This is a genomic window from Pseudomonas sp. TTU2014-080ASC (assembly GCF_001446935.1).
Lineage (GTDB): Bacteria > Pseudomonadota > Gammaproteobacteria > Pseudomonadales > Pseudomonadaceae > Aquipseudomonas.
Window position 1 is genome coordinate 176,725 of the sequence record NZ_LKKK01000002.1, and the last position, 26,214, is coordinate 202,938.

Sequence of the window (26,214 nt, forward strand, 5' to 3'; positions counted from 1 at the left end):
GGTGAGACTGGTGGTTCTGAGCAAGCCATTGCAATTGCATTGCCAACTTTTCTTATTTCATTTAACCAACTGATTTATATGTATTTTTTATTTGTATGCGCGATAAAAAAGAGCGACCTGCAACAGGCTTCATTTCAAGCTGAAAAGGTGAATTTCAGAGTGAGTGCAAAAGCTGGAGAAACTAAGGAACGCGCCTGGCGTTATTTACAGAAGGCTCAGCGAAACAGCCTAAGCAGCGCTAAAAGGGCTACTGGATGAAGGGCACTTCAAACGCCAGTGAATGGGGTATATCTGTGAACATCTGAGGAAGGATGACGTCTCACCACAACAGCACAGCGCAGACCTTGGACAGACACTGCTAGCCCTACCTCCTACCTGAAGTAGCGTTACACACAACAAGGAATCCAACCGAGTGAGTCTGGTGCAACGCCTTCGTGGCTGGGCCAAAGCCCTCAAGCGGCAAGTCATGGTGCTTTGGTTCAGCTGCCGGCACCCTGAAACGCCCTGGCTGCCCAAACTCGTTGCGCTCTTTGTCGTGGCTTATGCCCTGAGCCCGATTGACCTGATCCCCGACTTTATCCCGCTGCTGGGCTATCTGGATGACGTGATCCTATTGCCTCTCGGCATTGCCCTGGTGATCCACCTGCTCCCTGCACACGTGCTTGAAGACTGCCGCCAGCAAGCAGCGCAATGGGAGCACAGCCGGGCAAAACGCCCTGTAAACCGAATCGCTGCGGCCATAATCATCCTGATCTGGCTTACGTTGCTCGGCGCACTCTGGGTTTGGCTTAGTCGCCAGCTTCAATAGTGGGTGGTGTTTGGCTAAATGCCGCGATGTGCTGAGGAATTAAAAAACGCTAACGATGTGCCATCTATCAGCAATAAAGACTCAATTGAACTTTGCATTAAGCAAAACTAATTTACCCGATCGCTATGGGAGTCTCTGGCCCCGCAGTTGAAGCCGTCCGCTGCTAGAGTCCCGCACACTGGCCAACTTTATAGAGCGCAAATCATGAGCAACGCATATGCAGAAACTAACCACGCACTGGCTGCGCTCTATCTCGAAAGAATCGGCTTTAACGGAGCGTTTTCGCCCACGCTGACTAACCTGCAAAAGCTGCTGTTCCAGCATGTCACCCATATCCCGTTCGGCAACACTGCATCCTTCCTTGGCGCAGGCGTACCGCTGGACACAGAACACCTGCAAAACAAACTGCTGGTGCAGCACCGGGAAGGCTACTGCTTCGAACAAAGCCTGCTGGCTCAGCAAGCCCTAAGCGCCCTGGGCTACAACGCTGTAAACCGCCTGGGCCGTGTGTACTTTATGGCCACGCCGGACCAAACACCGTCGCTATCCCACCTCGTCACTGTTGTGGACGTGGATGGCGAAGAGTACCTCTACGACCCTAACTTCGGCGGCATGAGCCCATCCGCGCCACTGTCCCTGAGCCGCATCGGCGAAATACAAGAAACACCCCACGAACCCTATCGCCTGATCCCCGTCAGCGAAAGCGGCCTCAACCCCGACACCCTCACCGGCATGCGCTACATGCTCCAGGCCTGCGTACTGGACGAGTGGATCAACCTCTACGCCTTCGATCCCGAGCAGCCAGTGGCAGCTAACGATGTAAAAGTCGCTAACTGGTACATCGCCACCTCACCCGATTCCCTCTTCACCCAACACCTGCTCATGGCCCTCGCCACCCCGGACTCACGCATCAACCTGATGGACAACAACGTAAAAATCCACAGCCCGGCAGGCACCACACAGCAGCTGCTGGAGACGGCGGAAGACTTTAAAGCGTTCCTCGAAGAAAGCCTGAAGATTGCCCCGGGGCATATCGATTACCAGGCGCTGGCAGGAAAAATTGCAGACCTGCTGAAATAAATTCGCGACCTGGATTGCATACACCCAGGTACACCCCAGCAACTAATACAGCGCGAACAGAAATAGGACCAGATGCTCCTCGCAGACCTTTGCGCCAACAGCGCAACAGTGCTGCATGAATCATTTCTGAACATTATCCCGTTATTAATTCGCAACTTTTCCGGATACAGAGGCTCCTAGAACTCCCGTGCGCGTTACCCCACGCGCCAAAAGAGTTTGGAGTACATGATGTTTAAGGTTCGCCTACTGAGCCGTTTCAGCCCCCGACAGCGCATGAACACGCTGTTTGGGCTAACGCTGACGGCGCTAGTGGTTTGCGCAGCGACAGCACTGATGCAACCCCAGGAAATTGAAGACTTGTCTGAAGACAACAGGCACGAGCTGCCCCATCTGCTGGATCAGTGGGAAGACGGAAATGTCATCGTCCTGCTCAGACACTTAGAGCGCTGCGATAAGGAAGACTACCCCTGCCTGCACGGCAACAAGGGTGTTACTTCAAGATCCTTATCTGTTGGCCACGGCCTGGCTCAGAGCTTCAGCCAGCTAGGCTTGGACAATGCCGATATCTACAACAGCCCGCTTACCCGGACAGCACAAACGGAATCGATCGTCTTTGGCGATGCAGGCATCGATAAAGATTGGTTGTACAAATGCCGGGAGTCCATGTTGGAAGATGCTCTAAAGACTAAAACCCCCGGTAAAAACCTGATCCTGGTTACCCACAGCAGTTGCATTTCAAGATTTGAGGAAGCGCTGGGATACGAAAGTGAGCGGCCTGAATACGGCACATCTCTGTTCTTTACCGAATCTGCTAAACCTGACGAGCTGGATGTATTGGGCTTTCTCGACGCAAACGACTGGACGGTTGCGCTGGAGGCTCTGGGGCGTAAAGCAGAAGACACTAACAATCGGTCATAACTGCTGTGATCAACCAATTCTGGATACCGGTTTAAACCGCTAGGTTTGGCTGCGGTGGCTTCTCGGCGAGTCGCCGGCAAAACGGCGAAACACCCGGCGAAATGCCGCCGGATCGGCATAACCGACCCGCGCCGCCACTTCTTCCACCGAGGCCGCGCTGGTTTCCAGAAGGTGTGAGGCGTGGGCAACGCGCAAACGCTGCACCAGTTCATTGGGCGTCATCCCCAGCCCGGCATGAATGCGCCGGGCAAGGGTCCGTGATGACACCGCTGCTACGCTGGCCAGCTCATTCAAGCTGATCTGCCGATGCAGGTTTTCGGTGACATAGCGCTCTACCTTCTGCAACGCCGGGTCCGACACGCGCAAGTGCTCAATCGCCATATATCGGGACTGTGAGGGTCTGTTATCGAGCAGCAGGTAGCGCGCCACCCATTGCGCCAGTGTTGGGCTGGCGATCCGCGCCATCACAGCCAGCATCAAATCGGCATGATCAAAAGCTGAGCCGGCCGTCAGCACATGAGGCGCTTCGACTACCATGCGCTCCGCTGTCAGAGACACCAGCGTTCAGGGGCTGGCCGCATTACCACCCGCATTTACGGCGTTGGGCAGTACAACGCTGGGGCCAGACGATACAACGCTGGATCAGATCGCCCTGGCCGCCTATCCGCAGGCTGGCGTTCTCCGCCATGTGCACACCGCCGGTAACTCCAGCGGCATTGTCGATGGAGCCGCCGCAGTGGCTGTTGCCTCCCATGACTATATCCGGGCCCATGGTTTAACCCCGCGTGCGCATATCCGGGCTGTCGCAACCGTAGGCAGCGAGCCACTGATCATGCTGACTGCGCCGGCTTCAGCCAGCCAGAAGGTGCTGAAAGCTGCCCGCATGCAAGCCAGCGACATTGATCTGTGGGAGATCAACGAAGCCTTCGCTGCGGTTGTATTGCAGACCATTCGCCGCCTCAACATCGACCCGGAGCGGGTCAACGTCAATGGCGGGGCCATTGCGCTGGGGCATCCGCTGGGTGCCACCGGAGCCATTCTGATCGGCACCGTTTTGGATGAGTTGGAACGACGCGACGCCTCAACCGCACTGGTGTCGATGTGCATCGGTGGCGGCCAGGGCATTGCCACTTTAATCGAGCGTCTATAGCGCAAGGAGACACATCATGTCCCTACACACACACGCAAGTCCTCTGCCTGTGCTGGCCAGCCTGGCGGCGCTGACCATGACATCGTCTTCCCTGTGGAATACTGGTACGCCCTCAATGGGCAGTTGCCAACCCTGCAATTGGTCACCTTCCCATGCGCCTGGCATGGACCTCAGCAGCAGTATCCATTGGCTGCTGCCGGCTATATCGCCAGTTTCGTTAAATCCAGCGACGGCTAAGCGCTTACGCAGGGCCCAGGGAAAATAAAAAAACCTGCCAGCTTCTGTCGGAAGACAGCGAGCGTGCTGGCAGGGAGGGAAAGCTTAAGTACGGGCAACCGCAGACGGTTGCAGCTGGCTGAGCAGAATCCCGGCGAACACCACAACCGCGCCTACGATCTGCCACAGCGTCAGCGCCTGCCCAAGCAGGAGGAAGCCGATACAGATGGCAGTTAACGGGCTCAGCAGAATAAATACCGACAGCTGAACCGGATCGAGTCGCGGCAACGCCTTGAACCACAGGTAATACGGCAATAGCGTGCCGAACAGGGTCAGGAATCCGTAGCCGGAGACCTCACGCCAGGTGGGCAGCGGCAGGGGAAACTCAAACAAGGCGGCGAACGGCAGCACCATCAGGCCTCCGAGAAACAGCTGCCAACCCACAAACGGCAGCGGCGCAATCTCCAGCTTCCAGCGTTTCATCAGCAACGTGCCCAAGCCCATGCTGGCGGAGGCCAGCAGTGCAGCAATCGCCGCCGGCATATCCCACTGCATGCGGCTTGGAGCAACCAAAACCATAGTTATGCCGAAGAAGCCCAATAACGCGCCGCAACTGATAATCCAGTTGGTCCGCTGGCGAAACAGCACCCAAGCCATCACCCAAACCAACAACGGTTGGGTACACACCAGCAATGCAGCCAAAGGACCAGCCAAACGCGATGCGCTATAGAACAGGCAGGCGTGCATCAGCCCCATGCACAGCAGGCTGATCAATAGCAGCGGCCGCCAGTGCTGCGGGCGCGGCCAATAGCGCAGCAGGCACAGCAAAATCAGTCCCGGCACCAGCAGACGAATCATCGCCGTGGTCAACGGGCGCTCAGTCCACAGCACTTCTGTGGTCAGCCAGTACGTAGTTCCCCAGAGAATCGGCGGGATGACCGCACACAACAGCAAACGGATCGACATGACAGATACTCACCCACACAGGCGGTATTGCGGGACCACTTGGTCCCGCAATTGATGGACGATCAGCAGGTCAGCTTCGGCATGACCTTTTCACCGAACATGCGAATGCTCGGGACGAAGTCCGGGATGCTGAAGAGAATGCCGTCGACACCGGTTTCTGCAGCAATGTCATCGATCTTGCTGGCAACAGTGGCGGGTGAGCCGTGGATAACCGGCATGCCCATAAAGGCCAGGTTGCCGTCTTCGAAGTTGCGCTCAAGGCCAGTCAGCATGCGGTCAGCGGTGCCGCCCGGGTTGGAGTCCAGCGCAGCACTGGCGAGGATGTTGGCAATCGCGCCCTGATCAGCACCGGCAACGATGGCTTCACACTGCGCCTGGGCTTCTGCGTCGGTCTCAGCCAGCACCAGCTGGAACAGTGCGTAGATACCAACCTTGCGACCGGTTTTACCGGCTTCGCTGCGCATCAGATCGCAGGCGTTTTTCAGTGCGGACTTCTCTGCCATGATGAAGCTGTGATCACCGTGCTGAGCGGTGAACGCCAGACCAGCCGGGGATTGGCCCGCGCACACGATTGGAATCTGACGGCCCGGACGCGGGTTGACCACGCAATCCTTCACATCGAAGAACGGGCTCTTGTAGGTGACGGATTCTTCCGTCCAGAACTTCTTAACCAGCGACAGATAATCTGCCGCGTACTCATAACGACGACCGTAGTAATCATCGCCCGGCCATACGCCCATTTGCGTGTACTCAGGGCGGTTCCAGCCGGTCACTACGTTCAGACCGCAACGACCGCCGCTGATGTCATCAATGGTTGCCACCATCCGCGCGACAACAGCCGGATGACGTGCCAAAACAGTCACAGTTGGGAACAGACCAATCTTGTCTGTCACTGCTGCCAAACCCGCCATCAGGGTGAAGGTTTCCAAGCAGGAATCCCAGTAGCCGGTCTCACCGCCAAAGCCTTTGAACTTCATCATCGACAAAACAAAATCGAGCCCCTGACGCTCCGCCTCCAGGGTGATTTGTTTGTTGTGCTCAAAGGTTGGCAGATACACCGGGCTGCCCTTGGAAGGGATGTAGCCATTACTGCCATTGGGGAGAAAAATACCGAACTTCATTAACGCACCCTCATTGTTATTAGCGGTAGTTTTTGGACTTATAAGCCGTATTGGAACGCGGGAATCTTTTCAGGCAGTACGCTGCGAATACAGGTAAAGCCTTTGATATAGGCCTGCAATAACTGCAAGGTGTGATCGATACGCTGGCGTGTTTTCAGTACTTCTTTATCCGCCTCAGTACTGCCGATAACGGCTTGCACATCGCGAATAACCAAGTGATCCGGCATGTAATTGGGGCGGAAGTTCTTAAAGGAAAACGTACGCAATTCGAGCACCGGATACAGACCACCGGCACCACCGGAAACACCACACAGCAATACCGGCTTATGCGCCAGCCACTCCAGGTCCAGATACAAAAACCAGTTCTTCAGCGCAGGTGTCGCCATGCCGTGCCATTCCGGGGAAATCAGGATCACCGCGTCTGCATCAGCCATGCTCTGGGCGTGGGCATAACGTGCGCCCTCCTGCCAGAGCGGCAAAGGCTCAGCGCCCAGATCATGCACCGTGACATCCTCTGCAGCGCTGATTGCCAACTCCTGCAGACGCGCCTTCAAGTAACCTGCCAGGCGCGCTGACTGGCTGTCTGGGGAATGACTGCCTGAAACAATCACGATTTCATTGGACGACATGAGCGGCGTATTTCCATTAAGTTAAAAATGACTTAATGGGATTCAGCAATTATCAGGCCACTCAGAAAAGTCCATTCAATTCATTAACTTACGCAAATAGTAAGAACAGTTAGCGCGCACTTTGAAATCGATATTGCAAAGTGAAAGAAGGCATCTGTATTACACGCCCCAGACCTTTGCAGCACTGCTGTGGCGCATTTGAATATGCGAGAATAATCCACTTATAACGTCCAACTGACAGAGATTTGTACATGACCTACAACGGGGATGACGCGGAAAGTTCGTTAGTCGATAAAGCCGTCAACGGCATTCTCGAAGGGATCATGGAAGGACGTTTTGCTCAGGGCCAGCGTCTGGTCGCAGCCGACCTTGCCGAGCAGTTCAATGTCAGCCGCGCGCCGATACGCGAAGCCTTACAAAAGCTGGCCGGTGATGGTGTTGTCGAACTGCTGCCAAACCGTGGCGCTCGCATTCGTCGCCTGAGCCTTGAAGACCTGGTCGAGTTCCTTGAGTTTTCCGAAGCGATCTTGGTGCTGGGTATTCGTCTGGCGGCCCCAAAACTCAAAGAGCAGGACAACTACGCGGTGCTGGTGGAGGCCTTTAACGAGATCGAAGCCACCGCCCAGGCCCGTGAGCCCTTTGCCTTTGTACGGGCGCTGTATCAATACCATGTGAAGCTGCACGGACTGGCGGGCAACGGCTTTCTTGAATTGTTTTACCGCCGCCCGGAGATTCGTTTCTATTCGCTGTTTCTGGCCAATATCGTGCCGGGGGAATCATGGGAACGGTATCTGGAAAACTACCGGCAGATTCACGAAACCCTGCTCGAAGGCGACCCCCATACGGCGGTAGTGACCTTCAGCTCACACCTGCGCTGGGTGGTGAGATTGATGCGGTCGCAGAATCCTGAGATTTAAGATCTGAGCGCGCCTTGTTGGGAAAACTTTGTGGAGTGTGTTGGGCGCTGCTCTTTCGGTCAGCAAGCAACTGAGTTGCTAGCGTCTGAGTGCTCAATCCAACGGTGGGTAAACTGCTCCGCAGTCTTACACCACCCTACAGCACGCAGGCGACTTGTAGGGTGGTGTAAGGCCGTCAGGCTTACCCACCACGGGCAGTTGATTCAATACAACACTTGCCTTTTTCACCGTCTTTAAAGCACCTTCCGATAAGACAAAAAGGCCGACCTGATCGACTGCAAACTGATCAGGCCGGCCTTTGTACTGCTACAGCGGTTTACTGCTCGACTTGTGTCACCACCGACAGATACGCATCGTCGTTCGGCTTGCCGGCATCCGGGTCTTCGTGGTCTTGGGCGATGATGCGCAGGACGTTGCGCAGCAGTTGCTCACGCTTAGCGTCACGCTGATCACGCACCGCAGCATCAGCCACGTAGCCATCCACGCAGCCTTCAGGCAGCACACCTTTGCTCACCAGCAAACGCTCCAGTGTATCCACACGGTCTGCCAGTACCGAGACTTCACCTACCAGCCCCATAAGCATGGCCAGCAGCTTGTCTTGCGCCGGGTCTTCAAAGAAGTAAGGGCGAGCGCCTTTGGCTTTTTTCGGCAATACAGCTTCAACTTGCTCAGTCATTATTTCCACGCTCCATACACATACCACTGACCACCACCGCCAAAGTCACCGCCCTGGAAGACATGGGTGTAACGCTGGCTGAGTTTTGCTTCAAAGGCGCTCGGCGCCAGGATTTCGAAAACCTTGTCCTTGCTGAAACCCGCTTCAACGCAATCGCTGAACGGATCGATCAGATGGCTGCCGCGCCAGAACGGTTCGTTGTTGTTGCGGGTATCCCAATCGAGCATGAAGGCATCGTAGGGCGGCAAGTCCTTGTAGGGCGGGGTTTCGCCATGAAGCATCACGCCGCCTTCGCGCAGAACGCGGTGGCATTCCTTGAAGATATTGCGCGCCGCTTTCTTCGAGGTTTCGTGGATCAGGATGCTGCCGTTGACCACGTCGAAGTGATCATCCGGGAAGTCCAGGAACTCAGCGTTCATCTGGATGAAGTGTACTTTCACGCCCAGCGATTCAGCACGGGCATGGGCATAGCGCAACACCGGAGCACCGACGTCAATGGCGTAGATTTCCGCATCCGGGTAGAACTCGGCCCAGGCCAATGTGGAGTGACCTACGGTGCAGCCCAAATCGAGGATGCGCTTAGGCTGGAAGTCCGGGTAGTTCTCCTTCAACCACTTAGCAGTGGAGGCACCGATGTCGTCGTTCAGCGGGCCCATACGGCCCATGGCGTAGACATACACCGCGCGGTCGTAGACAGCACCAGCCGCCACGTCGTCTTTGCAGAATTCAGAGTGATAACCGCCCGGCATGCAGTGAATGTCGATGGCAGTGTGATAATCCGGCGTTTTCAGTTCCGGATTCAGCTTGAGGCTACCCAGCTTCGGTTTGGCCTGAGCAGCGCTGGCTTTCTCAACCAGTTTCGGCAACTGGCGCTGCACCGGAATCTGTACCGAGTTCCACATCATTTCCTGACTGCAGCGCTGCAGGCTGCTCCAGAACTGGTAGTACTCCTGCTGTTTCATCAGACGGTCGATCTCAACCAGGCTCTGGGCCTTGCCCGAGGCTTTCAGTTGCGGCTCGACTTTCTCTTCGAAGACCTTTTTGTTGCCGGGGGATACGTTCTGGGCCAGATAGAGCTTGAAGCAGCGCACGAAATCCTGACGTGCTTCTTCATCGTGGGTCATCTGAACCAGTACGTCGTGACGATACTGCGAAGTGGTGTCATTTATTGTTTGCATTGTTTTTACCTCGTCTGCGAACCGCCATTGTCAAAATAGCCTGCCTATCGGAAGTACTCGCGGATCACTTGAGCCATATAGGCAGGCTCCTGATCCAGCACATACGCACCTGCTTTGAGCTCCAGCACCTGAGCATCCGGGCGCGCATCACACGCACGCTGGAAGTAGGGATAGAGCACATCAGCTTCACCGCAGATCATCAGCAGGGGGCATTGAACCTGCGCCAGATATGCCGGGAAGTCTTGGTTAAACACCGCTGCGTAGGCCTCGTGCCAGCGATCGCCGGCGATCAGCGTGTCGATCGCCTCGCGGGTCGCCAACGCCACTGATGGCGGATACGCAATGGGTTGTTGATCTAGGTGGGTTACACGCTGCCAGACCTCATTAAGGTGCGTGGCTTGGGCGTCGATAGTCAGCGGTTTGACCGCGCTGCTGCGCCACGCGCTGCGCTCTTGTTCGGTAAGTTGGACCGGGCCGATCATGGCCAACTTACGCACGCGCTGCGGATACTTGGCCGCCAGCTCGCAGGCCAGTGCCGCGCCGGTGTGGTGGCCGAACAGGTTGAACTGTTCGATGCCCAGCGCATCAATCGCCTGCAGCAGGCTATCGACGTAATACTCGGTCGTCGGTGCTTGCGACGGGCGATAAGAGCCACCAAAGCCGGGCGTATCCAGTGCATACAGCGGAGCCAGGTCTTCAAGCTGTTCCATCACAGCCTGATACATGGCCGATGAGCTGGCAGTCTGGTGCAGGAACACCGTCGGCACGGCACCGTTGCCGCTGACATAACGCAGGTGAATCTGCCCGTCAGCTACGTCTACGTAAGCCTTCTTAACTGTCATGGTCTTACTCCAGCCCCAACGAACCGGGGTTCATCAGACCTTTTTCATCCACCGCACGCTTCACCTTCTGCAGCAGCTGACCGGTGGCCGCGTTGCCGATGGACTCTTGGTACGGGTAATACTTGCCCAACTGCAAATGGCAGGCACCGAGTTTGTAGTACAGCTCGCGCAAGCCTTCGCGCAGCTTAAGCGCCACTTCACGGGTCTTCACATCAGCCGGGATCGCGCCCCATTCTTCACGGTATTCAGGCTCGATCAAATCAAGTCGGAACTCACCCAGTTCATCGAACCAATACAAGCTCGGCTCAATCACAAATTCGGCACCGGAGAAGCAGGTGAGGTAGGAGGACTTGATGTTGTAGGTCCTCATTAACTCAGCATGTTCAGCAAAATAACGCTCGGTGGTCAGCGCAGCATCGACAGCACGGGAGAGCGGGAAGAAACCATGTACCGGAATCCAAACTTCACCCTGGCTGCCCAGCAAAATCGTGCGCACTCCGCCGAACGGTTGAGCCCGGAAAGCCAGCGGAATCGCATTTCCAATCGGTGCGCCGCCGTTTCTGGTGACGATGTTTTCAGCAATCAGCAACATGCTGGCGGCGGCTTCTTCGGTCGGGCCATCCACCGCAATGTGCAGGGAATAGTTGATGTTGCTCAGAACCTTTTTGCCCTGAGTCGCCATCTTCACCGCGTTCTTAAGACCACTGAGCAGACTCTTACCTGAGCTGGCCACATCCGCCAGCACTGACAGGCCTTCTTTCAGGGTAAAACCTTTGTCTTCAAAACCGGCGTTGTAGAACGGATCGAAGCCGTAGCATTCGCTGGCGATACCTTCTCGGGCGATGGCCGTTTGCGCTTGCAGCATGGCCTCCAGGGTTTCAAAACCGTAGGAAGCACACAGGGTCGCCGGAGGCATCTTGATCAGACGCAGGCAGGCTTCGACTTTAACCCCGAACGCGCCGGTGTCGGCGGTGAATAGCCCAGTCAGGTCAGGGCCAAAGTGGCGGTAAAAACCATTGCTGTGACGGTGCGCCGACGATCCTGTCTGCAAAATCTGCCCGTCTGCCAACACCACCTTCAAACCCAGGCAGCTTTCTGCTGCGGTGTGATGGATACCCGAGCCATGGAACAGACTGTTTTGCGAAAGGGCACCGCCCACAGTGGCATACATACCGGAAAGCGGACCGTAGTAGGGCGTACGCAGCCCTTTAGCTTTTAGTGCCTCGTACAGGTCACTCCAGGTGCAGCCGGTCTGTACCCGTACGTACATATCCTGTTCATTGATTTCGAGAATCTGATTCATCCCGCGCATGTCGATCAGCACGCTGTTCTCACGGGTAGGCACATAGCCGCGGGTGTAGGACATACCGCCGCCACGCGGCACCAGTGCAATGTCATGCTCGTGGCAATAGGCGGCTGCCTTTGCCAGGGATTCGACTGAGGTGGGTTTTAGCACCGCTGCGGCAACAGCCTCAGGCTCAAAGCTCAAGTCTGTTGAAAAATAGAGACGGGAGGCTTCGTCAGTGAGTACTGACTCCTGCCCGAGGATGCTGCGCAAGTATTCGATATGGCGTGTTTCCAGCATGTGCCTGTTCCTAATCAGTCAACGTTCAGGTCAGGAGCCTCATTAACAGCGCTCTTAGATTGCATACAATTTATAACCAGCACATTAGCGCCAGTCAACGCTTTGCATGCAATATATCTACTAAAACCACTGAATAGCTTAAAAAACACTCAATCCGCACAGCAAAACGACCAGCAATCACAGATTGCCGGTCGTATTTTTGCATACAATATTTGCCATCCTTGGCGAGCACATCTAATAAATCAATATCGTTACTCGAATGCCTCGCGGGACAGCGGACCGTTGAACTGCTCAATCGCACCCGGCTCGATGTAGCGCTGCCAGTTGTCGAAGATCTCGCGCCCAGCCAGGAAGCCTTCGAAAATCGCGTGGTCGGTACGGCGCGGCGTCACGCAGTCGCCAACACGGTGAACATTCGGCAGCGCGTCTTTAAGGTCGAAATACAGCTGCTGCTGCGGCAGATGACGGATGCACAGGACGATGCTGTCGAAACCGCTCAGGGTTTCTTCGTCGGCGGTGTACAGGTTGAAGATATCCACATCGCCGCCACGAATCTGGCTGACCCAGGCGTTCAGGGTGTAAGTCAGGCCCTGAGCAAACAGGTTGGCGTACACAATCGGCTGATCCAGCGTCACGCCCAGCTTGTGGAACAGCGCGTTCCAGCGAGTCAGTACGTGCACCTGATGACCGTTCTCAACCAGCTTCTCGGTGATACCGGCGGAATAACGGGTGCCTTCATCGTCGATGACCAGCACGCGCTTGCCGAGTTTTTCCGGGTGATCCAACACGTCCAAGGCGGTGAAGACGTGATCGGCGTCGATACCCGGCACTTGATCCACCAGCGGGTTCACATCGGAGTAACCGCTGCGATCCGGCAGGGAACCGGTAGCCACAATCACGCCGTCCGGCGCCAGTGCTTTAACCGAATCCACAGTCGCAGTGTGATTCAGACGCACGGTGACACCGGCCTTGGCCATGTGCACTTTGAGGTCTTCGGTGATCCAGGCGAAGGAGTCACGACGTGGCATGCGAATCACGTAGTTAACCTGGCCGCCCAGCTCGTTGGATTTCTCCAGCAGGGTGACGCGGTGGCCACGCTTGGCCAGACCTTCAGCCGCCTTCATACCTGCAGGGCCGCCACCAACCACCACCCAGTGTTTCTGCGCCGGTGCCAGTTTTAGGGTCTGCACGCCGAACACTTCTTCACGACCGGTGCCTGGGTTGATCTGGCAGGTCATGGAGGTGCCTTGGAACAGACGCCCTACGCAACCTTGGTTACAACGCAGGCAGTGATAAATTTCATCTTCACGGCCTTCTTTGGTTTTCTTGGCAAATTCCGGGTCAGCGATCTGAGCACGGGTCATGGCCACCATGTCGGCGTCGCCACGGGCCAGAATCGCTTCCGCTTCGCCCGCGCTGCCGATACCGGATACCACGAACACCGGAATGTTGACCGAGCGCTTCAGGCGCGCAACCGGATCAGCCAGCCAGCCATTCGGTACGTCGTACGGCGGCATGATGTAAGTGGCGGACTGATAAACACCCGCGGTGGTCATCACATAATCGATGTCGCCGGTGGCTTCGACGGTTTGTGCGACTTTGATCCAGTCCTGCACTTCCATGCCGCCCGGAACCATTTCATCAGCACTCATACGGATGCCGACAACGAAGTCCTTGCCGACTTCTTCACGCACCGCACGGATCACTTCCAGCGGGAAGCGCATGCGGTTTTCGTAACTGCCGCCGTACTCATCAGTACGCTTGTTAAACAGCGGCGAAATGAACTGGTGTAGCAAATAGCTGTGGGCCAGATGCACTTCTACGCCGTCAAAGCCAGCCTCTTTCGAGTACCGCGCCGAGCGCACCCAGCCTTCGACGATTTCGTCCATGTCCGAGCGTTCCATGGCCTTGGCCATTTCACCGAACACCGGAGACTTAATGTTGGAGGACGACCACAGCACGCGGTAGTCGTCCATTGCATGGGTTTCACCCATCACGCCGAAGTGGTTGAGCTGGGCAATGATGTGCGAGCCGTATTCGTGCACGGCGTCAGTCAGCGCGCGGTCGCGCTCAACCATCTCAGGACGATAACCGTAGGAGTATCCCCGGCAGAAGGTGTTGGAGGTCGGATGGATCAGGCGGTTGCCGGTGATCATCAGGCCGATGCCACCTTTTGCACGAGCCACGTGATAGTGGATATCACGGTTGTTGGTCAGGCCGTCCGGTGAGTTGAACGACATGGCGTGCGCAGACTGCATGATGCGGTTGCGAACAGTGATATTGCCGATCTTCAGCGGCTCGAACAGGTGAGGATAACGCTCTACGGTCATGGTCTTTGTCTCATCAATCAGACAGGTAAATTTGTTTTTATCGGGTACTGCTAATCAGGGTCTCTCGCCACTGAAGGTCAAAGCCTTCGAGCTCGCCCTGTTCAATAAAGCGATTCGGGTCATCCAGAATTTCGCGACCGGCCAACATGGCCTCATAGATGCTGTCCTGCAGCGGACGCGGCAGACGCGCATCACCGATGCAATACAGCTTGTTCACGCGGCCTTGCAGCTGCTGATAGAGGTCGTCTACTGAGCGGTGGCCGGCGGCGATGATGAAGCTGTCGGCGTCCAGCACGGCTTCGTTCTGATCAGTAAACAGGTTGAAGATCTGTGCCTTGTTGCCGTCGATGCTACGCACCCAGCTGTTGAGGGTGTAACGCAGGCCTTTGGCGAACACGTGGCGGTAATTCACCGGCAGGTCCAGGGTCAGGGCCAGATTGGGTGACAGCGAGATAAAGCGGCTGATGATGTGCACATCATGGCCACGATCGAGCAGGTACTCAGCTGTGCCCAGCGCATAGCGGCCGCCGTCCTCATCGAACAGCACCACACGCTTGCCCAGCTGAGCGCCTTGCAGCACTTCAACCACGCTGAACACGTTGTCCTGTTCGGTGCCTGGCACACGATCCACCGCTGGGCGGGTCGAGGTGAAGGCAGTCTTAAGCGGTGTAGAACCGGTGGCGATGATCACGCCATCAGCCTTAGCCGCGACAATTTCATCTGCACTCAGGCGTGTGTTCAGGCTGATCTCGACACCAGCCTTACGCAGCTGACGCTCAAGGTCGCGGGGGATAAAGCCAAACTTGTGACGACGCGGCAGTTTTGCTGCCAGATTGATCTGGCCGCCCAGCTTGTCGCTGGCCTCTACCAGGCGTACGGAGTGACCACGACGGGCCAGCTCAAGGGCAGAACGCATACCCGCCGGGCCACCGCCCACAACCAACCATTTGGCGGCTACGCTGGCTGGCTTGAAGGTATGGCTACCAAAGCGTTGTTCGCGTCCGGCTGCCGGGTTAACCACACAAGAGATGGCATTTCCCGCCATCAAGCGAGCAATACAGGCCTGGTTACAGCGGATGCAGTGGTTGATCTCGTCTTCACGGCCTTGCAGCAGCTTATTCGCAAACTCTGGATCGGCAATCTGCGTGCGGGTCATGGCGATCATGTCCGCAGCGCCTTCAGCCACCAGTGACTCGGCTTTGGCCGGGTCGACAATGTGACCCACGATAAACACTGGGATATCACGAATGGCTTTAACCGCTTTGCGCAGGCGGGCGCCGTCTTCCACCAGCCAGTTTTCCGCGTAATCGCCTGGCGGAATCTGGTCTGCGTGAGCCGCGTAGGTTCCCGCAGTGGCGCTGACGTAATCAATCAGGCCGGTCTCAACCAGCTTGCAGGTCATTTCGGTGGCCACATCGGCCTTCATGCCATCGACGCTGCACTCGTCCATAGACACGCGAATGCCGACGACAAAATCCGGGCCGACGGCATCGCGCACCGCCTGCATGGTTTCAATCGGGAAGCGCACGATGTTATCCAGCGTGCCGCCGTATTCGTCGGTGCGTTTGTTGTAAACAAAAGAAAGAAATTGCTGGTGCAGGTAACCGTGGGAGTAGTGCAGCTCGACGCCATCAAAACCGGAGGCCTTGGCATTCATTGCGGTCTTGGCAAAGTACTCGGAGACTTCCTGCATCTGCTCACGGGTCATTTCCCGCGCCCACTCGTTATAAGCCGGGGACTTCATAGTGGAAGGGCCCCACAGCTCACGGTAATCGTCCAGTGCACCGCTGCGACCCTGCGGGCCAAAGTGGATGATCTGGGCAATGATGCGGCCGCCAAACTCATGCACCGCCCGCACCATCTCGGCGTCGCGCTCGATGATCTCTTCGCGGTTACCGCGGGCCAGCGAGCGATTTGGGCCAGTTGAGGTCGGGTGGGTGTGGCGGGCGCCGGTGACGATCAGGCCAATGCCGCCTTTAGCGCGCTCAGCCTGGTAATAGATATCGCGGTTGTTGGTCAGCCCTGCGCCTGAGTGGAAGCCTTTGGCGTGGGCCGTTTGCATGAGTCGGTTACGTACAGTGATGTTGCCAATGCGCAACGGTGAGAACAGATGGGGATAGGTGTTTTCACCCGGATTCTTATTGTTCTGTGTCATGTCGTGAACCTTGCTTTTGAGAAAAAAACGGGCCGTTACCGGCCCGGAAGCACATCAGCGGAGCACGTTTTCACCACTCATGAAGACAAAAACACGTTTGAAGCGACCGTCTTCGACGTACCAGAAGTTGCAGTTACGCAGACGGGTTTCATTACCTTGTGGGTCTTTCAGGTACACGTTGAAACGGGCACAGACTGTTTGAGTTTCCTCATCGGCTGCGGTCTCAAAGTCGCCGTGCCAGATCTCGTCGTAGTTGGAGAAGAGGTTGTCGAACATCTTTTCCACACCGGCCACACCCGGGTGGGTCAGGTTGTCGGTCTGGATGGTGAAAGCGACATCGTCGTGGAAGCAGGCCAGCACACCAGCCATGTTCTTGTTGTCGACGTTGGCAAAGTATTTCTGCTCAGCCAGTTCAATCAGTTGTGCGCGGGTCAAACGGGACATGCGTAATTCCTCTCAATCGAGCGTCAATCAAAGGCCAGTAAATGCGTGGTAAGCCGCATCATTGGGCGCTTGCGGAGCGGGATAGGCTTTGCGGCTCTGTTTCAAACCGAGCGACAACATCAACTCACAGAGCTTGTAGGAAACCTGGCCGGGGTTGATCACCGGGATCGGCAGGCGCTCGCTCAGGTAGGCGTGCGATTGGTGCATGGTGGTGGAGCCGAGCACGATCACGTCGGCGCCATCTTCTTCCATGGCTTTGCGCGCTTCGGCTTCCAGCTTGGCGAAGACAACCTCTTCTTTACCTGCCAACAGTTCTTTCAGATCCGGGCGGGTCTTGATTGAGCGCAGCGAAGCAACACGGGGCCACAGCTGATATTCGGTGAGGGTTTTTTCGTAGAGCGGGAACCATTCATCCCACATGGTGATGACGCTGAATTTCTTACCCAGCATGCAAGCCATGTGGAAGGCCGCCATACCCGGTGCAATCACCGGAATGTTCAGGCGCGAGCGCAGGGCAGCAAGCCCTGAATCACTGACGGTGTCGATACAAACGGCGTCGTAACCTTCTTCCTCGGCGCGGATGCCGGCCTGCACCACAGAGAAGTCCATCAACAGTACGTCGAAAGCAGAGTCGGCCAGGGAGGCGCCGCGCGCCACAGGTACGAATTCGGGGTGAAAACCAGGGAGAATCAGGTGAGATGGAAGCTGGCTGGCGCGATTATCAGCACCGGCTTGGTCCATAGGGATCGGGATGATGACCTTGATACGTTTCATCACGTAAGCATCCTGTCGGTTATTGTTTTTGTATGGGCTGATGCCGATTGCCCGTCACGACAGGAGCAAAGAACTTGCCAACTAAGCCAACATGTTGATTTTTATGAAGAAACAAAAAATGGCGGCACATTTGGCCGCGCTCTTCATTTCACTCTGAAACCTTGCGTCGCAAAGTGAATGCCCTAGGCCGGTTTGGTCTGCAGCCTCGGGCAATGTTTTAGCTGTCGGCCACCTCGGCCTGCGCCTGCGGGACAGGCGAATGCACATGCTGTTCGCGGCTGTCTCCGAAGGAGACCTTTTCCGAGCCGTCGGCGTTGAGCTGAAAAATTGCACACGGCTGGCCCTGCTCATTGAAGAACACCTGACCAATACCGGAGCCATTCCACAGACGTTCACCGGACTTACTGCGCGATGGGATGCGCGGTTTAACTTCCATATCGCGGCGCTTGGTCAGCCAGTTCAGCGGCGAACGTGGCGAGTAGAGCCAACGGTTAAGGCGGTCGAACCAGTCCAGCAAACGCCGCGGAAACTCGTTTTTGATGCCGCTGCTGGTGATCTGCCAGATTCTCGGGCCGCTCTGGCGATAGCGGATATGCACCTCATAGACGAACGAGTAATGCACATCGCCGGAGAGAATCACGTAATTACCCGGTGTGCGCGAGTGTCGGAAGATATTCAGCATCACCTGCGCCGCGCCGCGATGAGCCATCCAGTTTTCCGCATCCACCATCAGCGGGTGTCCGGCCCAAGTAAATATCCGCTGCACCGTTTCGATCAGCTTTACACCGAACATCGGTGCCGGGGACACGATAATGGCTGAAGGATGATCCAGGAGGTCTTGCTGAAATTCGCTGAGGCCTTCCCAGTCGATCAGTCCGGATGGCCGCTTGAGCTTGTACTCACTGCGCCAACGCCGAGTGCGGGTATCCAGCACCACTAACGCAGGAGTGGTTGGCAGCACGTAATGCCAGTTATGAAACTGATGAAAGCGCTGAATCAGGGTGTCCTGCTGTTCGCAGTCATAAAAGTTGCGCTCGTCACGCCCTTCGACCATCTCGCGAAATATCTTCAGCAGATCAGGAAAGGCCTCAGGCTTGTTGCCCCAGGCCTGACAAAGCATGTAGCCGATCAGACCGTTGCCAATAATGCGCCGGGAGAAGGGATGCCCGTAGGCTGTAAGCTCCCACTGCGCAGACAGGTTCCAGTCATCGGTGATGTCGTGATCGTCAAAGATCATCAGCGTCGGCATATGCGCCAGCGCCCGTGCCACTTTATCCAGGCCTTGGCGGAAAGCATCAATCCGCTCACGCTCTTTTTGGTAGCGCTGCTGCTCCTCCTCGGTCAGCGAGGGTTGCGAATAGTCCAACAGCGTCCAGGGCACAGGCGACCATACCAACAGGTACATAGCGAGCACTTCGGCGCAGGTCACCAGATGATTGTCGGCACTACTACTGGTAAAAATCGGCTTTTTTACCCCGCCGAAAAAACGCTTGGACAGGCCATCGTTGTTCTCGGTGTCCGGCAATAATTCGGGGCGGTCGTAGTAACCGGCAGGGTGCACGTACAGCTCATCGCTGTTATCCACAATCGCGCCGTGCAGGTGCTCGCCAAACAGCCCCAAACGCTCGATCACCTGATGAATCGCATAGAGCATGGGCCCGGCGACATCGTCGGCATAAATCTGGTCGCCACTCATCAGCAGCAGAGCTGGGCGCTGTTCGGCCTTATGCGGCTCGGCCAGCAAACGATCAACACACAGCAGGCCATCGGCTGATGCGTGATGCGGTTTACGACAGGAGCCGTGGAGCAGCTGATCAATGTGGCTGCGCAACACAAAGTTGGGTAGCTGATTACCGTCGTAGAGCAGATGAGGTGCCCACTCAGCAATGCCTTGCTCACCCACCTCCGGCAGGTTGATGAGCAGGTCGTAATGGATTTGCGCGTCCTCAGGCAGGGGCTCGTCCAGCTTAAGGTCGATCAGGTGAATAAAGGCCCGCTCACCGATCTGCACAATCTGGAGGCTGTCACCCTCCAGTGGATGGCGCTGCTCGTGGTTATCCACAAGCAGTTGCAAGGTCAGATTCAATGGCTCACGCCCGACCAGCCACAACACCAGCCGCTGCGCTTGCATCAGGCGCAACAGTGGACCGGAGAGTACAGGCGGCAAAGGAGCAGCGTTGTAATCAGAAAAGGACATGAACAGGCGGATCTCCACAACTGTGCGGGCGATAACGGATAGACGCCCATACACAGTCTGGGTTCAGAGTTGAGCGGCGTGTTGCAGTCGCTGCAGATCGACGATTTCGATCTCTGCGTAATTCAAGCGCAGGATACCCTGAGTCTCCAGTTCCCGGAGTATCTGATTGGTGGTCTGCCGGGAGATCGCCAGCATCAGCGCCAGTTGCTCCTGCGGCAGGCTGATCACCTGCTTGAGCTCTCCTTCGCCGTAATTACTGGCGATCGACAACAGCCGTCGGGCCAGGCGTACCGGTGCCGGGAGTAGGCTCATGTCTTCCAGATGGACGAAGGTCTGGCGCAGCTTCTGGCTCATCAGCAGGGCAAAGTCGCGCCAGTAGCGGGGCTCCTGATCGAGCAGGGCGAGCAACTTGCTCTGGCTTATCCACAGCAGTGTGGTGGCGCTGTCGGCAAATACATCATGGGTACGCGGTTGGCCGTCAAACAGGGAGATTTCGCCAAACCAGTAGGGCGGTTCAACGCGGGTTAGCAAGGCTTCTTTGCCGCTGCTACTGACCGCACCGACGCGCACGCCGCCTTCCACCACCGCATACAACCCACAGGGTTTGTCGCCACGGCGGAACAGCACCTGCCCGGCATCCAGATGCTGCACCTGAGCCGCCGCCAATAAGGCCTGCTGCAAATCCCCTGGCAAGCTGCTAAACCAGTTACCTTGAAGCATTCGCGCCTGATAACGCTGCCTGTCGTTCATCGCTGACTCACTGTTTGTCGGCTAGGCGACAGTGCCGGGCTGGCAGCTTGTTCATGCTGAAGACCTGTACCGCCTGAGGAGAATAATTATGAAAACTCTGGTTGATCATCTGTCGCAATACGCGGCTTACCACCGCGACCAACGCAATATCATCACCCACTTTATCGGCATTCCGATGATTGTGGTGGCTGTAGCCATCCTGCTTTCGCGTCCCGGCCTGGAAGTCGCGGGGCTGTGGCTTTCCCCTGCAGCGGCTGTGGTGGCCATTGCCAGCTTGTTTTACCTGCGTCTGGACCTGAAGCTCGGTGTGGTAATGGCACTGCTGCTGGTGCTGACCCTCTGGGTCGGCGCGGCGGCAGCCGGCCAGAGCACAACCGTCTGGCTGTCCAGCGGTATCGGTCTGTTTGTGGTGGGCTGGATCATCCAGTTTGTCGGTCACTATTACGAAGGTCGTAAACCCGCGTTCGTGGATGACGTCATGGGCCTTGCCATCGGGCCGCTGTTTGTCGTGGCTGAAGCAGGCTTTCTGCTGGGCCTGCGCAAAGAGGTGGAGCAGGTTGTGGTGGAGCGCTCCGGCCCAGTGTGCATCCGCGACAAGAGCGCTGCAGCCTGACGCTTTGACATCCATCCGTCACAAAAGAACCCGCCATGTGCGGGTTCTTTGATTTTGCAGAAATGCAGCGATCAGTTCTTCGCCATCCACTGATTGGTGAAAGAACGTGTATGGCGGTACACAGTCAGCGGCGCAAACGGGCGTCCTGAGGCACTTTGCAAGGTATTGCTCTGGCTGTTCAGGTCGACCAACGCTGCGCGCAGATAATCCCAGCGGGTGATCAGCTTGTTCAGCTCGGGGTTGTCTTTAACCGAGAGAGACTTCAGCTCCTGATCCACAGCCGGAACGATTTTGCGCTCATCCTGACCGAGGTAAGTATCCGGCTGCTCGCGCGCTGTTTCGAAGCTACCCAGATAGGCGCGGCTCATGTACTGCACGGAGAGATATTCAACCTGCGCCGCCAATTCGCTTTGACCCGGCTCGGCCAATTTACGCGCCTCGGACAGCACCGCCAGCAGCGCCAGGCTCAGGTCGGAAGGGTAACGCCAGGGCATGTCTTCCTCATTGGGACCGAATGAGATACCCAGCCGGATCTGCTTAACCAGTTCCTCATGGGCTTTGCTCAGGCTTTCACTGCCCTGAGGCAATTCTGCAACCGCCTTATTCAGTGCCCCGAGATCTGCTTCAAGAATCTCCAGCTGACGGGTCTGAAAGCCTTCCCCACGAAGCATCATCAGGCTGCTGGTGGCACGGCTGGCCTGCACCTGCACCATCTCCTGAGGTGTGATTGCCATGGCCGCATGCGCTGGCAGAAGCATGCCCAAGGCGGAGAGCAGTAGAAAAACACATGAACGAAACAAACGTGAGGGACGCATAGCAGGTGCTCCTTATTATTTTTGTGAGCCACTTAATACAAGCCATCCTTGTATATTTGCGTCCAAAAGGGTACTGCAGTGCCTGCCCGAAGAAAGCAGCCAAAAGAGTGATTTTGGCTGAAAGTTAGGGTCGTTTGTGCCGATTATGAGCACGAATAACCTTACGCTTTGTGGGAGAGCGGGAGAAATCGACACACGCGCAATCACTGCGCATGAACAGGAAGGGGCGCAGAGAACCCGCGCCCACGGCGTTACCTTCAGCCCAGCGCCAGCAACCTGCGCAGTTCAGCCAGCACGATCTGGCTGGTCGGGCGCACATCGCGCCAGACAAAGAACGCCTCAGCCGCCTGCTCCACCAACATCCCCAAACCATCCAGGGTGCGCGCCGCGCCGTGCTCAGTGGCCCAGCGGTTAAAGGCAGTCATGTCTTTGCCGTACATCATGTCGTAACACACGGTATGCCCCGGCTTGATAAGGCTCGGCGCAATCGGCGGCAACTCACCGGCCAGACTTGCTGAAGTACCGTTGATGATCAGGTCTACCGGGGCATCAATCCAGTCGAAGCCGCTCGCCACCACCGGGCCCAGATCGGCAAACTCACGGGCCAGTTGCTCGGCCTTTTCCACCGTACGGTTAGCAATCACCAGCGACTCAGGCTGCTCCGCCAGCAACGGCTGCAATACGCCACGCACCGCACCGCCAGCCCCCAGCAACAGAATGCGCTGGCCTTTTAGGGTGACCGCATTGTTGACCCGCAGATCACGAACCAGCCCGGCTCCATCGGTGTTGTCACCGAGCAAGCTGCCATCGCTGAGTTTCTTCAAAGTATTCACCGCACCGGCGCGTTGTGCGCGGGCAGTCAGGTTGCAGGCCAGAGTAAAAGCCTGTTCCTTGAAGGGAACCGTCACGTTAGCCCCAAGGCCGGTACGGAAGAACTCACGGGCAAAGCCGGGGAAATCCTCCAGCGGCGCCAACAGCGCTTCGTAGCTCAGATCTTCACCGGTCTGATCAGCAAACTGGCGGTGGATAAGCGGAGACTTGCTATGACCAATGGGGTTGCCGAAAACAGCGTAGCGATCCATGGAACATCCTTAAAAGCAAAACCTGAGACAGCAAAAGGAAACTTCTAAAAACGTAGGCGAGGCAGTCAAAGCAAGGCAAAAACAGGCGAAAAAGCGCAGTTTACAAGTGGTAAATGAGCATTTTGAGACTGTTTTTAACGCGGCGTTGGCAACGCAGGTAGTTTTTAGATGTGCCTAAACGGGGCCATCAGGCCCCGAATCAGTGCGGTGCAACTTAGCCCTGCAGTTTGAGCCAGTCACGGTCCTGAAGGAAATACTCCGTAAGGCGGGCTTCTTCGCTACCCGCCTCTGGCTTCCAGTCGTACCCCCAACGAACATGTGGCGGCAACGACATCAGAATCGACTCAGTACGGCCACCGGATTGCAGGCCGAACAGGGTGCCCCGGTCAAACACTAGGTTGAACTCGACGTAACGGCCACGGCGATAGGCCTGGAACTCGCGCTCACGCTCGCCATAAGGCGTCAGCTTGCGGCGCTGCACAATTGGCAGATAAGCCTTGATGTAGGCGTCACCAATAGCGCGCATAAAGGCAAAACTGGTGTCGAAGTCCCACTCATTCAGGTCATCGAAGAACAAACCGCCAATGCCACGCGGCTCACCACGGTGCTTGAGGTGGAAGTAGCGATCGCACCAGGCTTTAAATTTCGGGTAGACGTCATCGCCAAACGGCTTGCAGGCATCGAACGCCACCTGATGCCAGTACACGCAGTCTTCTTCATTGGCATAGTAGGGCGTCAGGTCGAAACCACCGCCGAACCACCAAACCGGCTCTTCACCTTCTTTCTCGGCGCTGAAAAAACGCACGTTGGCGTGGGAGGTCGGCACGTACGGGTTTTCCGGGTGGATAACCAACGACACGCCCATGGCCTGAAAACCACGGCCCGCCAGTTCCGGACGGTGCGCACTGGCCGACGGCGGCAGGCTGTCACCAAAGACATGGGAGAAGTTAACCCCGCCCTTTTCGATCAGCGAGCCGTTTTCGATCACACGGGTGCGGCCACCACCACCGGCAGGGCGCTCCCAGGACTCTTCAAAAAACTCAGCACCGCCATCCTCGGCTTGCAGGGCATTGCAGATACGGTCTTGCAGATCCAGCAGGTAGGCTTTAACAGCCTCAGTACGGTTACTCACGGCGGCACCTTGAAAAATCGGTAAGTGACTCGGTTGCAGGGCAAGCGAGTGACGAAATCGGCGGCAAGCATAGCATTTGCCGTCTGGCCCCAGCAGTTGACGTCCGTCAATGAAGGCGATTGGATAGACCTATGCCGCGCCCTTAAGCGCTTTTTTCGAACAGTTTGCACACGAAGGAATGACCATGGCCAAACGCATTCAATTCAGCCAACACGGCGGCCCGGAAGTACTTGAGTATGTTGATTACGAGCCGCGCGAACCGCAGCCAACCGAAGTACGGGTGCAGAACAAAGCCATCGGCCTGAACTTTATCGACACCTATTTCCGCAGTGGCCTGTATTCCACCGGTAGCCTGCCATCCGTACTGGGCAGCGAAGGTGCCGGTGTGGTCGAGGCCATCGGCTCCGCTGTGACCGACTTCAAAGTCGGTGACCGCGTCGCCTACGCCACTGGCCCGCAGGGCTCCTACAGCGACCTGCACGTCCTGCCCGCCGACAATCTGGTGAAGCTGCCGGACTCGGTGAGCTTCGAGCAGGCCGCAGCGGTCATGCTCAAAGGCCTGACTGTGCAGTACTTGCTGCGCCAGTGCTATGACCTCAAGGGTGGAGAGACCATTCTGTTCCACGCCGCCGCCGGTGGCGTCGGATCACTGGCTTGCCAGTGGGCCAAAGCGCTGGGCGTCAAGTTGATCGGCACGGTCAGCACCGATGAAAAAGCTGAACTCGCAAAACAGCTAGGTGCTTGGGCCACCATCAACTACAGCCACGAGAATGTCGCCCAGCGCGTGCTGGAACTGACTGACGGTAAGAAATGCCCGGTCGTCTATGACGGCGTTGGCAAGGACACGTGGGAAACCTCACTGGACTGCGTAGCACCACGCGGCCTGGTGGTCAGCTTCGGCAATGCTTCTGGTGCGGTGACCGGCGTCAATCTCGGCATTCTGACGCAGAAGGGCTCGCTGTTCGTCACCCGTCCGAATCTGGCCGGTTACGCCGACACCCCACAACGCCTGCGCAGCATGGCAGACGAACTGTTCGAAATGATCGGCAGCGGCAAACTGCACGTGGATATCAGCAACCGTTACGCACTGAAGGAAGCCGGTCTTGCCCAAAGCGCACTGAGCGCCCGGCAAACCACCGGCTCAACCATTCTTCTGCCGTAACCTGACGCCTGACCCTGCGGGGTCAGGACGGCCTGATCACATCCCCAGTCACCAGATCACGAATCAGGCTGGGGTTTTTACGCCCGCCCAGGCTGCCGCCAAGAACCATATCCAGCTGACGCGGGAAGTACTGCTCCACACGCAGGCGACTGCGGGCAGAAGGACGACCAGCTGGATTGGCTGAGGTCGATACGATCGGCCCGGTGTGGCGGCATAGCGCCTGTACCAGTGGGTGATCAGTTACACGCAGGGCCACGCTGTCGTGCTCACCAGTGATCCACTCCGGCAGCAGGTTCTGGTGCGGCACCAACCAAGTGTTCGGCCCCGGCCAGCTGTCTTCGAGGCGCTGAATCCAGGCATCCGGCAAACCATCAAGAACAAAGTCGAACTGATCGATATGCCCGGCCACCAGAATCACCCCCTTGTGCTCAGGGCGACTCTTCAGCGCCAGCAGCCGCTCCACAGCCAAACCATCCCACGGGTCACAGCCCAAACCCCACACCGCTTCGGTTGGATAGGCAATCACGCCACCGGCTCGAATCACTTGGGCTGCCTGTTGAATCTGCCAGTTGCTGGCCATTGCTTGCACTCCACAAAAACACCGGCGCAGTGTAACCAAGCTGTGCAGCCCGTCCCAGTTCGGTTTGCGGCTTTCTGACCGATCACGCAGCAGC

Annotated in this window: 25 protein-coding genes; 7 read left to right on the forward strand and 18 right to left on the reverse strand. The window is 56.8% G+C overall.

Going from position 1 to position 26,214, the window contains the following annotated elements; translation table 11 throughout:
- Positions 1–466: 466 nt before the first annotated feature.
- From AO726_RS06370 to pmrG, 3 genes are all read left to right on the forward strand, one after another.
- On the forward strand, positions 467–808 hold the full coding sequence (locus AO726_RS06370; RefSeq protein ID WP_058067961.1) for a YkvA family protein: 342 nt from the start codon (positions 467–469) through the stop codon (positions 806–808).
- 204 nt (positions 809–1,012) lie between these two features.
- Positions 1,013–1,888: an arylamine N-acetyltransferase family protein gene (locus AO726_RS06375; RefSeq protein ID WP_058067242.1), complete on the forward strand. Its 876-nt coding sequence runs from the start codon at positions 1,013–1,015 to the stop codon at positions 1,886–1,888.
- A gap of 228 nt (positions 1,889–2,116) precedes the next feature.
- Positions 2,117–2,806 carry a lipopolysaccharide core heptose(II)-phosphate phosphatase PmrG gene (gene pmrG, locus AO726_RS06380; RefSeq protein ID WP_058067243.1) on the forward strand — a complete coding sequence of 230 codons (690 nt, stop codon included), beginning with the start codon at positions 2,117–2,119 and terminating at the stop codon, positions 2,804–2,806.
- A 39-nt stretch (positions 2,807–2,845) separates the two neighbouring features.
- Here the strand turns inward: pmrG and AO726_RS06385 are convergent, their stop codons facing one another.
- Positions 2,846–3,364 (reverse strand): helix-turn-helix domain-containing protein, encoded by a 519-nt coding sequence (locus AO726_RS06385; protein WP_206542503.1) that lies wholly within the window; start codon positions 3,362–3,364, stop codon positions 2,846–2,848.
- Here AO726_RS06385 and AO726_RS06390 point away from each other — a divergent pair.
- Positions 3,342–3,956: a hypothetical protein gene (locus tag AO726_RS06390; protein WP_082629076.1), complete on the forward strand. Its 615-nt coding sequence runs from the start codon at positions 3,342–3,344 to the stop codon at positions 3,954–3,956. The two genes, AO726_RS06385 and AO726_RS06390, sit on opposite strands and share 23 nt — an antisense overlap.
- A gap of 321 nt (positions 3,957–4,277) precedes the next feature.
- Here the strand turns inward: AO726_RS06390 and AO726_RS06395 are convergent, their stop codons facing one another.
- The 3 genes from AO726_RS06395 to AO726_RS06405 form a co-directional block, all read right to left on the reverse strand.
- The gene (locus tag AO726_RS06395; protein ID WP_058067244.1) at positions 4,278–5,138 is read right to left on the reverse strand and encodes a DMT family transporter; all 861 of its coding nucleotides are present in this window, start codon (positions 5,136–5,138) and stop codon (positions 4,278–4,280) included.
- 62 nt (positions 5,139–5,200) lie between these two features.
- Entirely contained in the window at positions 5,201–6,259 is a 1,059-nt protein-coding gene (locus tag AO726_RS06400; protein ID WP_058067245.1) for an LLM class flavin-dependent oxidoreductase, read from the reverse strand.
- A 38-nt stretch (positions 6,260–6,297) separates the two neighbouring features.
- Positions 6,298–6,888, reverse strand: a complete 591-nt coding sequence (locus AO726_RS06405) for an NADPH-dependent FMN reductase (protein ID WP_058067246.1) — start codon at positions 6,886–6,888, stop codon at positions 6,298–6,300.
- 251 nt (positions 6,889–7,139) lie between these two features.
- On the opposite strand from AO726_RS06405, the gene AO726_RS06410 reads away from it, so the two are divergent.
- Positions 7,140–7,805 carry a GntR family transcriptional regulator gene (locus AO726_RS06410; RefSeq protein ID WP_058067247.1) on the forward strand — a complete coding sequence of 222 codons (666 nt, stop codon included), beginning with the start codon at positions 7,140–7,142 and terminating at the stop codon, positions 7,803–7,805.
- Positions 7,806–8,121: 316 nt separating this feature from the next.
- Here AO726_RS06410 and AO726_RS06415 read toward each other — a convergent pair whose 3' ends face one another.
- The 10 genes from AO726_RS06415 to AO726_RS06460 all read right to left on the reverse strand — a co-directional run bounded on the left by AO726_RS06415 (position 8,122) and on the right by AO726_RS06460 (position 20,736).
- On the reverse strand, positions 8,122–8,481 hold the full coding sequence (locus AO726_RS06415) for a hypothetical protein (RefSeq protein WP_058067248.1): 360 nt from the start codon (positions 8,479–8,481) through the stop codon (positions 8,122–8,124).
- Positions 8,481–9,659 (reverse strand): class I SAM-dependent methyltransferase, encoded by a 1,179-nt coding sequence (locus tag AO726_RS06420; protein ID WP_058067249.1) that lies wholly within the window; start codon positions 9,657–9,659, stop codon positions 8,481–8,483. The genes AO726_RS06415 and AO726_RS06420 overlap by 1 nt, the downstream gene beginning before the upstream one ends.
- Before the next feature lie 44 nt (positions 9,660–9,703).
- Positions 9,704–10,501 (reverse strand): alpha/beta fold hydrolase, encoded by a 798-nt coding sequence (locus tag AO726_RS06425; RefSeq protein ID WP_058067250.1) that lies wholly within the window; start codon positions 10,499–10,501, stop codon positions 9,704–9,706.
- Between the two features lie 4 nt (positions 10,502–10,505).
- Positions 10,506–12,086 (reverse strand): FAD-binding oxidoreductase, encoded by a 1,581-nt coding sequence (locus AO726_RS06430; protein WP_058067251.1) that lies wholly within the window; start codon positions 12,084–12,086, stop codon positions 10,506–10,508.
- 251 nt (positions 12,087–12,337) lie between these two features.
- Positions 12,338–14,416 carry an oxidoreductase gene (locus AO726_RS06435; RefSeq protein ID WP_058067252.1) on the reverse strand — a complete coding sequence of 693 codons (2,079 nt, stop codon included), beginning with the start codon at positions 14,414–14,416 and terminating at the stop codon, positions 12,338–12,340.
- A gap of 37 nt (positions 14,417–14,453) precedes the next feature.
- Complete coding sequence (locus tag AO726_RS06440; protein WP_058067253.1) at positions 14,454–16,571, reverse strand: oxidoreductase; 2,118 nt, start codon at positions 16,569–16,571, stop codon at positions 14,454–14,456.
- A 54-nt stretch (positions 16,572–16,625) separates the two neighbouring features.
- On the reverse strand, positions 16,626–17,015 hold the full coding sequence (locus AO726_RS06445; protein ID WP_058067254.1) for a nuclear transport factor 2 family protein: 390 nt from the start codon (positions 17,013–17,015) through the stop codon (positions 16,626–16,628).
- A gap of 27 nt (positions 17,016–17,042) precedes the next feature.
- Positions 17,043–17,789 (reverse strand): aspartate/glutamate racemase family protein, encoded by a 747-nt coding sequence (locus tag AO726_RS06450; protein ID WP_058067255.1) that lies wholly within the window; start codon positions 17,787–17,789, stop codon positions 17,043–17,045.
- A gap of 217 nt (positions 17,790–18,006) precedes the next feature.
- Positions 18,007–19,986 (reverse strand): hypothetical protein, encoded by a 1,980-nt coding sequence (locus AO726_RS06455; protein ID WP_058067256.1) that lies wholly within the window; start codon positions 19,984–19,986, stop codon positions 18,007–18,009.
- 63 nt (positions 19,987–20,049) lie between these two features.
- Positions 20,050–20,736, reverse strand: coding sequence for a Crp/Fnr family transcriptional regulator (locus AO726_RS06460; RefSeq protein WP_058067257.1), 687 nt, complete (start codon positions 20,734–20,736; stop codon positions 20,050–20,052).
- Between the two features lie 88 nt (positions 20,737–20,824).
- Between AO726_RS06460 and AO726_RS06465 the strand changes: the two genes are divergently transcribed.
- Complete coding sequence (locus tag AO726_RS06465; RefSeq protein ID WP_058067258.1) at positions 20,825–21,349, forward strand: Mpo1 family 2-hydroxy fatty acid dioxygenase; 525 nt, start codon at positions 20,825–20,827, stop codon at positions 21,347–21,349.
- Between the two features lie 71 nt (positions 21,350–21,420).
- Here the strand turns inward: AO726_RS06465 and AO726_RS06470 are convergent, their stop codons facing one another.
- From AO726_RS06470 to hemF, 3 genes are all read right to left on the reverse strand, one after another.
- A complete protein-coding gene (locus tag AO726_RS06470; RefSeq protein WP_058067259.1) occupies positions 21,421–22,164 on the reverse strand; it encodes a helix-turn-helix domain-containing protein in 744 nt (247 codons plus the stop codon).
- A gap of 257 nt (positions 22,165–22,421) precedes the next feature.
- Positions 22,422–23,246 carry a shikimate dehydrogenase gene (gene aroE / locus AO726_RS06475; protein ID WP_058067260.1) on the reverse strand — a complete coding sequence of 275 codons (825 nt, stop codon included), beginning with the start codon at positions 23,244–23,246 and terminating at the stop codon, positions 22,422–22,424.
- Between the two features lie 214 nt (positions 23,247–23,460).
- Positions 23,461–24,378: an oxygen-dependent coproporphyrinogen oxidase gene (gene hemF, locus AO726_RS06480; protein ID WP_058067261.1), complete on the reverse strand. Its 918-nt coding sequence runs from the start codon at positions 24,376–24,378 to the stop codon at positions 23,461–23,463.
- 184 nt (positions 24,379–24,562) lie between these two features.
- Between hemF and AO726_RS06485 the strand changes: the two genes are divergently transcribed.
- Positions 24,563–25,540, forward strand: coding sequence for an NADPH:quinone reductase (locus AO726_RS06485; RefSeq protein WP_058067262.1), 978 nt, complete (start codon positions 24,563–24,565; stop codon positions 25,538–25,540).
- Positions 25,541–25,562: 22 nt separating this feature from the next.
- Here the strand turns inward: AO726_RS06485 and AO726_RS06490 are convergent, their stop codons facing one another.
- Positions 25,563–26,120, reverse strand: coding sequence for an L-threonylcarbamoyladenylate synthase (locus tag AO726_RS06490; protein WP_058067263.1), 558 nt, complete (start codon positions 26,118–26,120; stop codon positions 25,563–25,565).
- Between the last annotated feature and the right edge of the window lie 94 nt (positions 26,121–26,214).